7 protein-coding genes are annotated in these 15526 nt (G+C 73.4%); 2 read left to right on the forward strand and 5 right to left on the reverse strand.

Going from position 1 to position 15526, the window contains the following annotated elements:
- Positions 1 to 1092, reverse strand: coding sequence for an LLM class flavin-dependent oxidoreductase (locus IF19_RS0112480; RefSeq protein WP_030115953.1), 1092 nt, complete (start codon positions 1090 to 1092; stop codon positions 1 to 3).
- Between the two features lie 630 nt (positions 1093 to 1722).
- Between IF19_RS0112480 and trpS the strand changes: the two genes are divergently transcribed.
- Positions 1723 to 2844, forward strand: a complete 1122-nt coding sequence (trpS, locus tag IF19_RS0112485; protein WP_030120012.1) for a tryptophan--tRNA ligase — start codon at positions 1723 to 1725, stop codon at positions 2842 to 2844.
- A gap of 160 nt (positions 2845 to 3004) precedes the next feature.
- Here trpS and IF19_RS0112490 read toward each other — a convergent pair whose 3' ends face one another.
- The 4 genes from IF19_RS0112490 to IF19_RS0112505 all read right to left on the reverse strand — a co-directional run bounded on the left by IF19_RS0112490 (position 3005) and on the right by IF19_RS0112505 (position 13636).
- The gene (locus IF19_RS0112490) at positions 3005 to 5011 is read right to left on the reverse strand and encodes an NAD-binding protein (RefSeq protein ID WP_030115955.1); all 2007 of its coding nucleotides are present in this window, start codon (positions 5009 to 5011) and stop codon (positions 3005 to 3007) included.
- 30 nt (positions 5012 to 5041) lie between these two features.
- Entirely contained in the window at positions 5042 to 10180 is a 5139-nt protein-coding gene (locus tag IF19_RS0112495; RefSeq protein WP_030277031.1) for a DNA repair ATPase, read from the reverse strand.
- 431 nt (positions 10181 to 10611) lie between these two features.
- Complete coding sequence (locus IF19_RS0112500; protein ID WP_030115958.1) at positions 10612 to 12735, reverse strand: flotillin family protein; 2124 nt, start codon at positions 12733 to 12735, stop codon at positions 10612 to 10614.
- 223 nt (positions 12736 to 12958) lie between these two features.
- Entirely contained in the window at positions 12959 to 13636 is a 678-nt protein-coding gene (locus IF19_RS0112505) for a hypothetical protein (protein ID WP_030115959.1), read from the reverse strand.
- 564 nt (positions 13637 to 14200) lie between these two features.
- Here IF19_RS0112505 and IF19_RS0112510 point away from each other — a divergent pair.
- Complete coding sequence (locus IF19_RS0112510; protein WP_030115960.1) at positions 14201 to 15274, forward strand: PucR family transcriptional regulator; 1074 nt, start codon at positions 14201 to 14203, stop codon at positions 15272 to 15274.
- Positions 15275 to 15526: the final 252 nt, after the last annotated feature.

Consider the following 15526-nt stretch of genomic DNA (forward strand, 5'->3'; position numbering starts at 1 on the left):
TCAGCTCTCCTTTCCGGAGGCTCGGGCGGCGGCGACCGCCGGGTGGACGGGCGCGGACTCCGGCACACCGGCCGGCCGCAGGTTGGCGAACTCCTTGCGCAGCACCGGGACGACCTCCTCGCCGAGGATGTCGAGCTGTTCCAGGACCGTCTTCAGCGGGAGCCCCGCGTGGTCCATCAGGAACAACTGGCGCTGGTAGTCGCCCACCGCGTCCCGGAACGTCAGCGTCCGCTCGATGACCTCCTGCGGGGAGCCCACGGTCAGCGGGGTCTCGCGGGTGAAGTCCTCCAGGGACGGGCCGTGGCCGTAGACCGGCGCGTTGTCGAAGTACGGGCGGAACTCCCGTACCGCGTCCTGCGAGTTCTTCCGCATGAACACCTGGCCGCCGAGTCCGACGATGGCCTGGTCGGCGGTGCCGTGGCCGTAGTGGGCGTAGCGGCGCCGGTAGAGGTCGACCATCTTCTTCGTGTGCTCCATGGGCCAGAAGATGTTGTTGTGGAAGAAGCCGTCGCCGTAGTACGCGGCCTGCTCGGCGATCTCCGGGGAGCGGATGGAGCCGTGCCAGACGAACGGCGGCACGCCGTCGAGCGGGCGCGGGGTGGCGGTGAAGGACTGGAGCGGCGTGCGGAACTTGCCCTCCCAGTCGACGACGTCCTCGCGCCACAGCCTGTGAAGGAGGGCGTAGTTCTCGATGGCCATCGGGATGCCCTGGCGGATGTCCTTGCCGAACCAGGGGTAGACCGGTCCGGTGTTGCCCCGGCCCATCATCAGGTCGACGCGGCCGTCCGCGAGGTGCTGGAGCGTGGCGTAGTCCTCGGCGATCTTCACCGGGTCGTTGGTGGTGATCAGGGTGGTGGAGGTGGAGAGGATGAGGTTCTCGGTGCGGGCGGCGATGTAGCCGAGCGTCGTCGTCGGGGAGGACGGGACGAACGGCGGGTTGTGGTGCTCGCCGGTCGCGAAGACGTCCAGGCCGACCTCCTCGGCCTTCTGCGCGATGGCCAGGGTCGCCTTGATCCGCTCGTTCTCGGTGGGGGTCCGGCCGGTGGTCGGGTCGGTCGTGACGTCCCCGACGGTGAAGATCCCGAACTGCATGGCGTCCGCCTTCCTGAGTCCCGGCCGGAGGTCAGGGTTCCGTCTCCGGAAGCCTCGGCCGCTTTGGTTGAACATTGAACTACACCCTACAACGGGACCCCCTTCCGTCCTATTCCACGGGGCGGCCCTTGTCCTGTTGTCCTGTTCGCGTTGTCCTGTTCGCGCGGCCAGGACCGCTTCCCGGGCACGTTCCGCGGCGATCTCGGGGCCTGGAGGAGGAGCGGGTTTCGCGCCGAGCACGCAGTCGGCGAGCTGTCGGCCGAGCCCGAAGCCCGAAGCCGCGCCGAGTCGAGCCCGAAGCCCGAGGGCAAGGCCGAGTCGAGCCCGAAGCCCGGGGCCGAGGTCGAGTCGAGCCCGAAGCCGAGCCCGACCCCCAAGCCGGCCGGAAGTCACTCCCGCGCCGGGCCCGTGGCCCGTACACTGGGCCCATGACCTCCATCCCGTGCCGAAACTGGTGGCGCTCCTCATAGGAGCGGCCACAGCATCTGCACGGAACCAGGGCCGTTCGACACGGACGGCCCTTTTCGCTGCCCTCGTACGGCGCGGCGGACACGGAGACGGAGCGCGACCGGCGCTCACCGGCGGGGCCGTCCCTCACGTATCACTCACGCGAGGAGAGGCACCGACCACATGACCACCACCGCAGTGACCACCACCGCCGTGACCACCGAACCCGTCCACGCCGAGGCCGCAGCGGCCACCGACCCCGCCACCGCGGGGGCCACCGGCCCCGGCAGCACCGCCGACCTGGAGCGCCGCATCGCCGAGGACCCCGCCGCCTTCCGGGTCCTCACCGGCGACCGCCCCACCGGCCCCCTCCACCTCGGCCACTACTTCGGCTCCCTGCTCAACCGGGTCCGCCTCCAGGACCTCGGCGTGGACGTCATCGTCCTCATCCCCGACTACCAGGTCATCACCGACCGGGACACGGCCGATCGGCTCGGGGAGTACACCGACGGACTCCTCCTGGACTACCTGGCCCTCGGCCTCGACCCCGCCCGCTCCACCGTCTTCTGCCACAGCGCCGTCCCCGCGCTCAACCAGCTCATGCTGCCCTTCCTCAGCCTCGTCTCCGTCGCGGAGCTGAACCGCAACCCCACCGTCAAGGACGAGATCGCGCACTCCAGGCAGTCGACGGTCAGCGGGCTGATGCTCACCTACCCGGTCCACCAGGCCGCCGACATCCTGGCCTGCAAGGGCAACGTGGTGCCGGTCGGCCGGGACCAGGCGCCCCACCTGGAGGTCACCCGGACGATCGCCCGCCGCTTCAACGAGCGGTACGGCCGGGTCTTCCCGGAACCGGACATCATGCTCTCCGCCGCGCCCCTGCTCCTCGGCACGGACGGTACGAAGATGAGCAAGAGCCGCGCCAACTCCATCCCGCTCTCCGCCACCGCCGACGAGACCGCCCGCCTCGTCAAGGGCGCGACCACGGACGCCGACCGGCACATCACCTACGACCCGGACGCCCGCCCCAACGTCTCCTCCCTGGTGCTGCTGGCCTCCCTCTGCCTGGACCGGGACCCGTACGAGGTCGCGGCGGAGATCGGCGGCGGCGGGGCGGCCGCGCTCAAGCGGACGGTGACCGACGCGGTCAACGGCCACCTGGCCCCGTTCCGCGCCCGCCGGGCGGAGTACGCGAAGGACCTGGCGTACGTACGGTCAGTGCTCCGCGCGGGCAACGAGCGGGCCAATGCCCTGGCGGAGGCCACGCTGGACGAGGTGCGGGAGGCCATGGGCGCCTTCCGGTAGCGGCACGACCGGCGGGTCGGCAGCCGAGCCCCGCCCACCCGGGAACGCACGCCCGCCCACCCGGGAGCCGCACACCCGCCCGGCCGGCAGCCGCGCACCCGCCCCGGTCGGGAACGGCACCCCGCCTACCCCGGCCGCCGCCCGCCCCCTACCGCCCCCGCTACCGCCGCGAAGCCGCCGACCGCTGGCGGCGCAGCAGCTCCGCGAGGCCCCGGCGGGTGGCGGCGATCACCACGCGGTCCTGGGCGCGCAGGACGTACCCGGGGTGCAGGTCCCAGACCAGGCCGGAGGGCGGCGGCACCGTGTCGCCGCCGCCCTCCGGGGCGTACGGCGGGAGGGCGGCGAGGTCGGGGTTGCGGTCGGCGGGCGGGGTGGTGTCGATGGCCAGGACGCGCCACGCCCCGGACCGGAACGCCTGCTCGACCGTGTGGCCCTCCAACTGCGGGTGCCCCGCCACCTCCAGGGCGGCGAACAGCATCACCTTGCGCTCGACCGGGACCGCGCCGAGGATCTGCCGGCCCATCATGGCGACCGCGAACGCCGGCGCGGCGAGGTGGGAGACCGAGCGGGAGCGGGTCAGGGCCTGGGGGTGCGCGGTGCGCAGGGTGCGGTAGACGGCGGTGGCGAACTCGTCGTCGTACAGCCGCAGCGCCACCCTCAGGTCCGGCTTCACCGAGCGGGCGTACAGCGTCGCTTCCAGGTTCGTCGTGTCGATGCTGGTCAGCGCGAGGAGGGCGTGGGCGCGGCGGATCTTGGCCGCCTCCAGGACGCCTTCCTGGGTGACGTCGCCGATGACGGTCGGCACGTGCATCGACCGGGCCAGCGGGATGCCCCGCGCGTCGGGGTCCTCCTCGACGACGACCACGGGGATGTCGAGTTCGCGGAGGCGTACGAGGACGCGGGTGCCGATCTTGCCGAGTCCCAGCAGCACCACGTGCCCCGAAAGACCGCGTGGCGGGCGGCGCAGCGAGGAGGCCGTTCGCAGGGTGCCGAACGCTTCCAGGACACCGGCGATCAGCAGCGGCAGCAGGAGCAGCCCGGCGACGCCGGAGAGGATCTGGATGACCTGGCGGGCCGGGGGAGCGTCCTCGGCCGGGTCGTTCATGCCCAGGATGTCGAGCAGCGTCAGGTACGTCGAGTGGAGCGCGGTGTCCTCCGTGGTCAGGAGGGAGGCGATCACCAGGGCCAGCGCGGAGAGCGCGACGCCGAGGGCCGACCAGCGCAGCCGCCGCGAGAAGACCTGGGCGAGCGGGGCGCCCCTGCCGCCCATCCGGGTCGCGGGCCGGTCCGGGTCGGCCCGGCTGATCGCTTCGAGGACCACCGTGCCCCGGCCGGTCGCGGCGGCGACGGTGTGCTCGTCGGGCAGCAGCAGCGGGGCCTCGTCGCCGCTGCTGTCCGAACCCTCCGCGCCCGCCGGGTCGTTGGTGGTGGAGGAGAGCAGCGCGAGGGTGCACAGGCCGGGGTCGGCGTTCTCGCCGGCGCGGGGCGGCGGGCGTTCGGCGGCGCGCAGGAGCAGCCCCTCGGCCTGGATGATCTTGCTGCTGCCGGTGAGGGCGGTGGCGGCGAGGGCCGGGGCGGCGGTGTCGGCGTCGGACAGGACGGTGGTGGAGGCGTCCAGCAGCGCCGGGTCGATACCGGGCATGGCGACGGCCGCCGCCTGGTCGAGCAACTCCTCCAGGTGCTGGCCGAGCTTGCGGTTGTAGAGCCGGATCACCAGCCGCAGACGGGGGTTGAGGCGGCGGGCGGTCAGGGCGGCGCGGATGTTGCGCTCGTCGTCGTCGTAGACGAGGGCGAGGGCGGCGGCGCGGTCGATGCCCGCCTCCTCCAGGACGTCGTCCGAGGGTTCGGGGGCCTCCATGATGCGGACGGCCTCGACGCCGGCGTTGGTGTCGCCGCTGCCGGCGGCCCCGTTGGCGTTGCCCGCGCGGTTCATCGCCGCCGACATCCGGCCGAACAGGGCCGCCGCCCGGCCAGGTTGGGTCAGCGGCGTCTCGGGTCCGCCCGCGTCCCGGCCCGGCGGCAGGAGCAGCGTGACGCGCTCCCCGTAGATGAAGCGCAGCTCCACGGCGAGGCGGCGGGCCAGGGCGTCGTCACCGCAGACGATCATGTGGCCGCTGGATGGCGGACGTCCCGGCTGCTGAGGAAGTGGGGGCACGAAGCCCAGCATGCCGTGATCCTCCCGGCTCGGTCTTCCCGGTCAGTGCGGGGTGTCGTTGATCTTCACATGGTGGTTCCGAACCGTCCCGTTGTCGACCACGCCGGCCCCGGCAGGACCGGCCTCGAACCCCGCAGAACCCTCCCCGGCCCCGGCCGGGCCCGACCCCCCGCCCGGCCCCGGCGCCCGCCCCGCACTCGGCGCGTGCGCCGGGCCCGCGAGCAGATGCCGGGGGTCCCCCGCGCGCTGGATCGCCGTCTCCACCGCCGCGATCCGGTCCGCGAGCAGCCCGAGCGCCGCCACCGCGCGGGTCATCGGATCGCCGTCCGGCCCGCCGAGCGCCTGCGTGCGGACGTAGGAGGCGGTGATCGCCGCCCACCGCTCGGCCTGTTCGGCGGTGAGCGAGCCGCGCAAGGCGGCCAGCTTCAGGAGGTTCGCCTCGGCGCCCGTGGTGAGCGTCTGGGCCTCGCCCGCGTAGTGGTCGTCGACGACGGCGGACAGCTCCTCGTCGTTCATGACGGGCACGATCCGCTCCGCGATCTTGTTCATGTTGCGGTACGAGCCCTGGAGCCGGAACGGCGGCTCGGTGCGGGTGGCGTCCGTCTGCGCGGCGGAGGCGATGTACGCCGCGTTCACCGCGAGGACGGTGTCCCGGGCCGTGAGCAGATGGCGCAGCACGGCCAGGATGCGGTCCAACTCGGCTGCCGAGTACGGGTGTTCCAGGTGTTCCGCGCGTGCGGCCGGGTCGCCGCCGCCCGCCAGGCGCACCAGCAGCGCCAGGTCGTCGCGGGAGCGGGCGGCGAGCGGGGCGAGGACCGGGTTGGCGGTCAGCGCGTTCTCCACGAAGCTCAGCGCGAAGACGTCCTCGCGCCCGCTCAGCACCTCGCCCAGGTTCCACACGTCGGCCCGGTTGGCGAGCATGTCGGGGATGCGGAACTGCTCGCCGGACTCGGTGTACGGGTTGCCCGCCATGCACACCGCGAACCGCTTGCCGCGCAGGTCGTAACTGCGCGGCTCGCCGTTCCGCACGCCCTCGATGCGGCGCGTGGCGTCGCACAACGGGATGAACTTCTGCAGCAGTTCGGGCGAGGTGTGCTGGATGTCGTCGAGGTAGAGCAGCGTGTTGTTGCCCGCCTCCAGTGCGAAGTTGATCTTCTCGATCTCCTGCCGGGCGGTGGCGCTCGGGGCCTGGCCGGGGTCGAGGGAGGTCACGTCGTGTCCCAGGTTGGGGCCGCTGACCTTGACGAGGACCATCCCGAGCCGGTCCGCGACGTACTCCATCAGCGTCGTCTTGCCGTAGCCGGGAGGTGAGACGAGCAGCAGCATGCCCTGCGAGTCGGTGCGCCGGTCGGCGTCGGCGGTGCCGAGCTGCTTGGCCAGGCTGTCCCCGATGAGCGGCAGGTACACCTCGTCCAGCAGCCGGTTGCGGACGAACGCCGACATGACGCGCGGCCGGTGGTCGTCCAGCCGCAGCCGTCCGCGCTCGGCGCTCACCAGGGAGGTGCGCAGCCGCTGGTAGGCGCGGAACCCGGGCACGGTCTCGGTGCGGAACTCGGCGGTACGGGCCAGGAGTTCGTCCAGCCGTACGGTTAGGGCCCCGCCGCCCGCGATGCGCGGGTGGTCCCCGAGGAGGCCCTCCAGCCGCGCGGTGAGCGGCGCGTCGCCCGCGTACCGCTCCAGCTCCGGGCAGAGCTCCACCGCCACGGCCTCCGCCAGATCGCCGCCGTCGAGCCCGGCCCCGGAGGTTTCCGCGTACGGGACGAGCCAGCCCTCCACGAGCTGGCGGCGGGCGGCCAGGTCGTCGCCCAAGGCCGCCAGGTCCTCCGTGTACGCGTCCGGCCCGGCCGCCCGGTGGAATCCGTCGAGGAACGTCCGGACCGCGCCGGAGCGCACGAACCCGGCCGGCCCGCTCGTCAGCTCCTCGAAGAGGTACGCGGCGACGGCCTCGGGCCGTGCGCCGTCCGCGGCGGCGGGGCCGCACTCGACCGCCGCCGCCCACTCCTCCTGGAGCGCGGCGATCGCCGGGGCCAGGCCGAAGGTGTCGCGGGCGCGGGCCAGCGAGACGGCCCGCCGCCGCCAGGCCGTGCGCTGCTCCGCGTCCACGCCGTACGCCCAGAAGAGCTGCGCGGCGGCCCGTGCCCGGGGCTCGTGGCGCAGCAGCCCGGCCGCCGCGTGCAGCCGCAGCAGGGCGGCCAGGATCGCGGTGGCGTCCTCGTCGTGGACGCCCCGGGTGTACCCCTCGTCGTACGCCTCGGCCGCCGATTCCCGTACGAGCCGGGCCAGTTCGGCGTCGGACAGGGCGGCCAGGCGGCTTGGCCCGTGCTCGTCCAGGAGCCGGGCGGCCAGGTGCTCGGCGCGGTAGACGGCGGCGTTCTCCGAGGGGAGGAGCTGCTCCCAGTACGGGCGGGCCGCCGCGAACGCCGGGTCGGTGACCGGGGCCCGGTAGTCCGTGCCGGTCAGCGCGAAGGCGAGGGTCTGCCCCGCCCCGTCGCGGTCTCCGGAGGGGACGAGCGTCAGGTCGAACGGCTGGGTGTTCACCGCGAACCGGTGGCGGCCCAGCTTGATCACGGACCCGCCGTCCGCGTACAGCTCGGTGCGGTCGCGCAGCGCGCGTCCGGCCTCCTGGCGGGCCGCCTTGAGCCGCCCGTCCAGCTCCTCCGCCCGTACGGGGTCGCCGAGTTCGCGCAGGTCGTCGGCGGTCCTGCGGACCTTGGCGACCATCGGGTCGGAGGCGAAGTAGGTGTGGACGGCGTCGAGGTCGTCCAGCGCGGCCACCCGGCGGGCGATCGTGTCGAGCACCCGGTCGGCCGACCCGGACAGCCGCTCGGCCCGGCGTGCCCGCTCGTCCTGGAGGGTCTGCTTGCGCGCCGAGAACGCCTCGTACACCTCGGTCCGGCGCTCGGCCAGCTCCGCGAGGAAATCGTCGAACTCCGAGAACCGCGACTCCAGGTTCTCCAACTGGAGGAGCAGGCGCGCTAGTTGGTCGTCGCACGCCTCCGGTGTGTCGGCGGCGGCCAGCGCCCCCGTCACCGCCTGCCCGAGCAGCGCGAACTCGGCGGCGAACTCGGCCCGCCCCTCCTTCGACAGCAGCTCGCGACGGCGCGCGTCGAGCGTGGCGCGGGCCCGGTTCGCCCCGCCCAGCACCTCCGCGATCCGCTCCAGGATCGAGGTGCGCACGGTGGCGTCGCCGATGTCGAGACCGGCGACGACGTCCGTGACGGTGGCCAGCCCCTCCGTCATCACGGCCAGCCGGTCCGTCACGGTGGAGGCGTCCCGGACGGTCTCCAGCGCCCCGGCGTCCGCGACGAGCCGGGCGATCTCCTCGTGGTAGCCGTCGAACGCGTCCTCGCGTGCGAGGAAGGACACGGCCCGCTGGGCGGCGGACGCGATGTCCTCGGCCGTCCGGACCGACAGCTCCGCGATCCGCTCGGCGTCGGCGTACCGCATCTCGGAGATGGTCGCCAAGTGGCCGTGCGCCTGCCGGAGTTCGGTCAGCCGCTCGACCCAGGCGGACGCCGATCCGGGGGCCTCGCCGCGGACCCGCCGCACCAGGGCGGTGATGCGCTCGGCGGTCTCCTCCAGCGCGTCGGCGGCCCGCCGGGTCAGGTCCTGGACGGCGGTGAACTCGGCGAGCACCTGCTGTGCGGTGTCCCGCAGCTCACCCAACGGCTCGGCGAGCGAGCCCAGTTCGGGATCGGCGAGCCAGTGGTAGCGGTCCTGGGCGCGGGCGCAGTCGGCGGCGAGCCGCCCGTACACGGCGGTCGTCGGCGTCATGTCCCGTACGCCGTGGGCGAGGGCGAGGCAGTCGGAGATCCCGCGCACCAGGTCGGCGTTGCCGGTCCGGGCGAGCGGCCCGGTCCCGGCGGGGCGGGCTGCGGCGTAGGTGTCGGAGACGTACGGGCTCTGCCAGCGCTGGAGTTGGTGCACGCGCCCCGGCCCGTCCGGGCTGTCGCGGAGGAGGACGAGCGTCCCGTCGTCCAGCAGCGCGTGGCCGCGCCCGGTGAGCGGGGTGGCGACCTCCTGGCGGATCAGGTTGTAGGGCAGGAGGAGGCTGCGGAGGCCGTCGCGGGAGCGGAAGACGTACAGGACGTCCTCGCCGTTGGGGGAGCGGACCGCGCCTTCGAAGACGGGCTCGGTCAGGTCCTCGGCGGTGTCGAAGGTCTTCGCGGTGCCGGTGGTGAGGTAGTAGCCGCCGGGGAAGATGATCCCCTGGTCCTCGGGGAGCCGGTGGCACGCCGGGCCGATGCCGTCGAGCCGTTCGACGGTGGAGAGCAGGGAGTTGAAGACGAGGTGGCGCCAGGCCGTCTCCTTGTACGGCCGCACGCGCAGCAGCACCAGCGGCCCGACCTCCGCGTACTCGACGTCGGCGTCGGCCAGCGACTGGAGCGGCTCGTCGACGGGCTCCTCGTAGATCCCGTCGGGGGACTCGGTGTCGTCGGCGGTCTTGACGGTCAGGGTGCCGCCGACCGTGGCGACGAAGAGGCCGCCGCTCTTGCCGACGGCGATGTGCGGGTGGCGGCCGGTGACGTGGGCGTCGCGCCCGGCGACGGTCCATTCGACGTCGTGCGACGGCGGGAAGACGTGGTCGCGCTCGCCCTGCGCGTCGAGGAACGCCCCGGGCGTCCCGTCCGCGTTCAGCGCCCAGCGCAGGACCCTCAGGTCCTCGGCGTTCTCACCGGTACGGAACACGGCGAGCAGCCTGCCGTCGACGCGGCGGAGCCGCAGGAGGCGGGCGTCGCGGAAGTAGCGGTGCAGGGAGGCGAACTCGCGCCGGAAGGCGGGGTCGTCGAGGAGCGTGTCGCCGGACGCGTCGGACGCGCCCGGTACGCCGTCGCGGCCCTCGTCCTGCGGGGAGGCGTCCCGTACGAGGAGCACGTCCTCGACGTCGGCCTCGCCCCGGGCCCCCGGCCCCCGCTCGAAGCCGAAGAGCAGCTTCCCGCCCACGGCGACGAGGTCGCGCGGCACGGCGGCGTGCTCGGTGCGGACCTGCTCGGTGGCGAGCAGCCTCAGGCCGGTCGAGCCGAACTCCTCGGTGCGGCGGGCGTTGAGCGCCTCGGCCCGCCGGATGAGCTCGCCGGCCTGGGCGGAGAGCCGCCGCCGCAGCACCTCGTAGGCGCCGGCGTCCACATCGCCCCGCCCGCCCTCGGTGGCGTCGACGGTCGCGGTGGTGTCGCTGTCCATGCGTACGGCTCCCTACGTGTTGCGTGTTGCGTGTGACGTGCGGCCCGGGGGTTTTGGCCGGTCCGGCGTACGTGGACGAGCCGTTCGGTCGGGTGGGCCGGGCGATTCCATCCCGTCCGGCGTACGTGGACGAGCCGTTCGGTCGGGTGGGCCGGGCGATCCCAGCCCGTCCGGCGTTCGAGGACGGAACCCTCGGCGTGATGGGCCCGCCTCTGCTGTGCGGGTCAGACCCGACGATCCCAGCCGGTCCGGCGTTCGAGGACGGAACCCCGTGGGCGGTGGCCCCGCCCCCGGACGGGCGGGCGGGCGAGGCCCGGTGGCCCCACCCCCGGCGTCCGGGCCGACGCAACCCGCCCCCGGCGGACCGGCGAGGACGGGTGCGCCCACCCCCGTGGGACGCACCCGCACCACCGGCCCGTCCGGTCCGCGGCCTACCCCTTCGCCCCGGACCCGTTCAGCGACACCGCCGCCGGCGCCGTCCCCGTACGGCCGTCGCCGGCGCCCCCGACCGGCAGGTCCGCGAGGCCCAGCTCCTTCGCCGCCGCCAGCAACTGCTCCACCTGGCCCGACGCCGCACCCGACGACCCCATCAGCCGCATCAGCAGCGCCGACACCGTCAGGTTCTGCACATCGCCCGTGGAGACCGAGCCCAGCACCCGGGTCAGGTCGTCCGTGAAGGAGGACGAGCCGTCCAGCCACGGCCCGGCCAGCGCCTGCGCGGTCTGCGAGTTCTGGACGAACCCGTCCACGCCCTTGCCGAGCGAGACCGAGGAGACCAGCCGGTCGAAGAAGACCGAGTCGCCGCCGACGATGTCGATATCGGCGTTCTCCAGCCCCGTCGCCAGGACCGTCGCCTGCGCCTCGGCGACCTGCCGCTGCACGTCGAGCCCGGCCAGCCGGATCTCCTTCTCCGCCTCCAGCCGCAGGCGGTACTCCTCGTGCGTACGCGACGCCTCGTCCAGCGCCGCCATCGCGGCCGCCTTCTCGGTGAGCCCCGCGGCCTCCGCCTTCAGCTTCTCGCCGATGACCGCCGCGTCGGCGGCCGCCTGCGCCTGGGTGCCCTCGGCGTCCGCGAGCGCCTTGAGCCGCGCGCCCTCCGCCTCGGCCTTGAGCCGGGCCGCCGTGGCCTCGGCCTCCGCGAGACCGGCCTTCTCGATGACCTCGGCCTCGGCGTCCCGCACCTGCACGGCGGCCAGTCCGGGCGCGGCCGACTCGGCCTGCACCCCTTCCGCCAGCCGCAGCTTGGCCTGCGCGTCGAGGTCGGCGGTCTTCAGCCGCGCCTCGGCGAGCGTGAGCTGCTCGGCCGCCAGGTGCGTGGAGGCCGCCTCCGCCGCCTCGGCCGCCTTGATGTCCTTGACCAGCTTCTCCTGCGCCTCCGCCTCGGCCGCGATGATGACCGACCTGCGGGCCCGCTCGGCGTCCTCGACGGCGCGCAGGGTGAGGATCGACTCCTCCTGCTCCGCGACCGTGCGGTCCACCGCGATCCGCTCCCGGATGACGTCGGCGACCTCGCGGCGCTCGGCCTCGACCTCCTTCGTGGCGGCGATCCGGTTCAGTTCGGTCTCGCGCTCGCGCCCGATGACCTCCAGCATCCGGTCCTTCTCGATGCGCTCGCTCTCGACGGCGATGACGCGCTCACGGTTCTTCTGCGCGACCGCGATCTCCCGCGCCTGGTTCTCGCGCTGGATGCCGAGCTGTTCCTCGGTCCGGATGAACGCGGTCTGCGCGCCGAGCCGCTCCTCCTCCTGCACCCGGGCGGTGGCCGCCTCCTCGCGGGCGCGCAGGCTCTCGACCTCGCGACGCTGCTTGATCTCCGCCTCGGCCTGCCGGCGCTCCAGCTCCAGGATCGTCTCGCGGGCGTCGACGTCCTGCCGGGTGATCTCCTTCTGCTCCGTGCGCTGGAACTCGTTGGTGCGCACGTGCTCGATCGCGGTCAGCTCGGTGATCTTCCGGATGCCCTGGGCGTCCAGGATGTTGGAGCCGTCGAGCTGCGACATCGGGGTCTGCTCGAGGAAGTCGATCGCGGCGTCGTCGAGGTGGTAGCCGTTCAGGTCGGTGCCGATGACCTGGATGATCCGGTCCCGGAACTCCTCGCGCTTGGTGTAGAGGTCGACGAAGTCGAGCTGCTTGCCGACGGTCTTGAGCGCCTCGGAGAACTTCGCGGAGAAGAACTCCTGGATGGCGACCTTGTCGCTGGCCCGCTGCGTGCCGATGGACTGCGCGACCTTGATGACGTCCTCGACGGTCTTGTTGACCCGGACGAAGAAGGTGATCTGGATGTCGGCGCGGATGTTGTCCTGGCAGATCAGGCCCTCGCGCCCGGCGCGGTGGATCTCGATCTTCTTCACCGAGATGTCCATGGTCTCGGCCTTGTGGAGCACGGGCAGGACGACGGCCCCGGTGAAGGTCACGTCGACCTTCTTGGTCTTGGAGATGATCAGCGCCTTGCCCTGCTCGACCTTGCGGAACAGCCGGGTGATGACGAAGACGACGGCGATGACGATGAGCAGGACAGCGGCGATGAGCACGCCTATGCCCAGGGAGATGGCATCCATAGAGAGTCCTTGGCGGCTGGTCGGTACAGAAGTTCGTAGGTGGGCGGGTCCGTCGTACGCACGGGGCGGGCGGTCCGGCACGGACCCGCTCCACGGCGCGGTGGTCCGACGGGACCGGGGCGCCGACCGGTGCGGGCCGGCTCCGGGGCGGTCCCGGGGCGGTCCCGGAGCCGTTCCGGATCGGGCCCGGATCAGCTCCGGGGCGGTCCGGGCCGGCTCCGGGTCAGCGGTTCGGTCCGCCCGGCAGTTCGTGCGGTCCGGAGTTCGGGCCCGGGTCCAGCGCCGCGTCGTAGGGCGAGACCCAGAAGAACTCGCCCTCCTCGTCGTACGCGTAGAGGAGCCCCGTACTGCCCATGACGAGCGGTGCGTCCCCGGCGGCCGGGCCCGAGAGCGGGTGCAGTGGTTCGGCGAGCCGGACCTGCACGACGGCGGTCGATCCGTCGCGCGAGACGACCTCGGCCTGTCCGAAGACCCCGGTGACGGAGCCGGTGCGGATCGTGCAGACGCTGCCCAGGAAGTCGAGGCGGGATGGGGGAGGTTCCGCCGGGAAGTGCCGGCGGAAGCGGTGCAGCAGAAGACGGACGGCCGCCCAGGCGAGGAGCAGCGACCCCGCGAGCACGGCGACGGAGAGCAGGGTGCGGGCGGTGCCGCCGGTCCCGCTCCGGTGCAGCAGGACCGTGCCGGTCAGGCTGCCGAACCAGGCGAGGACGACGAGCAGGGAGAAGGAGACCGAGACCGGGACGCCGCTGAGACCGGCCGGAGCGGTGTCGAGGTCGCCGTCGAAGGAGTCGTGGCCCGCGGCCCCGGCCAGCACCAGCAGCCAGAAGCAGACGACGACCACCAGGGCCGCGCCGAAGATGACGGCGGGGAACGCTAGTGCCGCGCTCAGGAACTCGTCCATCGGTCCCACCCCCTGTGGTCGTGCGCGCCGCCCCCGTGACGGCGCGTTCAGTCGGTTCCGGCCCCGGCGCCCGGTCCCGGTTCCGTTGTCGGCTCCGGCACCGGTTACGGCTCCGGTTGTGGTGACGACTCCGGTGGCGGTGCCGGTTCCGGGTTCGGCTCCGGGAGGCGGCCGGTTGGGGCTTCCGAGGCTTCCGGGTGACGGGGGCCCGGCCCCCGCGGCGTGGTCGAACCCGCCGCGGCGACCGGGGCGTTCCCCTCGGGCCCCGTGCCGGACCCCTGGCCCGTGCCGTCCTCGATCCCCCGTGGACGGTACGGAATCCGAGCTCCGGGAGGCTCCCGTGCCCCCGTTCCCGTGCTCCCCCGAGCTTCCCCCGTGCTCCCCCGGTGCGCTTCCCCCGGTGTGTCTCCCCCGTGGTGTTGCTGACCTGATCCTGACACCCCGGGGTGGTACCGCGCATTGCCGGAACCCGGCAATCTTTACGCGGTGCTGATGCCGGGCACCGGCACCGCCCCGGTTGCGTTGGGGAAATGACAGGACTGTTGCAAGGCTGAAGGAGAATGCGTGGCTGAGCCGAGGATTCCCGACGAAACGCTGGGCGATTATGCCCATATCCTGGGCGAAGTCGCCCTCACCGGCCGCCGTCTGACGCGTGACGAACTGGAGGAGCGACGGGCCCTGGGGCGATCGGCGGCGGACGCGGGGTATCAGCTGCGCGCCCTGGTGACGATGCATTTGGCACGGACGCGTGAGGCGTGGCCGAGCGCCGCTGCCGGAAACTCCCCTGCCGCGACCGACGCCGTCCTGGCCGCCGTGGAGCAGGCGGTCGACGCCTTCGCGGAAGGTTTCGAGCGCGCCCAACGGCTCACCGTACGCCGGGAGGAGGCGGCGCGCCGGGAGTTCATCGACGATCTGCTGTACGGGCGCAGCGACCTGGTCCGCCTCGCGGAGCGGGCGACCCGCTTCGGTCTGCGGCTCTCCCGGGCGCACGCGGTGGCGGTGGCGTCGGGACCGGAGGCGTACACGGAGACGGACGCGGTGCCGCGCAGTGTGGAGACGGCGCTGCTGACGCGGTTCAGCGGCCGCAAGATCCTGCTGACGACGAAGGACGGCCGGATCGTCTGCATCGCGCCCGGCAGCCAGCCCGACGTGCTGCGCTACTTCGCCAAGCAGGCGCACGCGGCGACGGACGGCGGCCAGGTCGCGATCGGCCGCCCGCACAAAGGGCCCGGCGGGGTGGTCCACTCGTACGACGAGGCGCTCGAAGCCCTCGACCTGGCGGACCGGATGAGCATGGACGATCCCGTGCTGTACGCCTCCGACCTGCTGGTCTACCCGGTGCTGACCCGGGACCGGCAGGCGATGGCCGATCTGGTGCGCAGTGAGCTGGGGCCGCTGGAGAAGGCGCGGGGCGGCGCGGAACCGCTGCTGAACACGTTGGCGGTCTACTTCGACGCGGGCTGCGTCGCCGCCGAGACGGCCCGCCGACTGGCGCTGAGCGTCCGGGCGCTGACGTACCGGCTGGAGCGCATCCACCAGTTGACCGGGTCCGACCCTTCGGACCCGATGCACCGCTACAGCCTCCAGACGGCGGTCATCGGCGCCCGGCTGCTGGACTGGCCGGCCAAGGAGCTGTGACCGCCGGCGGCCCCGCGCCGGGGAGGGCGCGGGGCGCGGTGGTGGCCGGGGCGCTCCAAGGGGGGTGAGCACCCCGGCCGGCCGGTGAGGACGGGGTCGCGGCCCGGTGGTCGGCCGGGGGCCGCGCGACCGCACCGGCGGTTCAGGGGCCGGACCTGCGGTTCAGCTACCGCACCGGCGGGGTGAAGATCCACCGGACCTGCGGTTCAGGGGCCGCGCCGGCAGGTCAGGGAAGTGGATTCCGTGCGGACC

It is taken from the genome of Streptomyces californicus, from assembly GCF_000717645.1.
Lineage (GTDB): Bacteria > Actinomycetota > Actinomycetes > Streptomycetales > Streptomycetaceae > Streptomyces > Streptomyces californicus.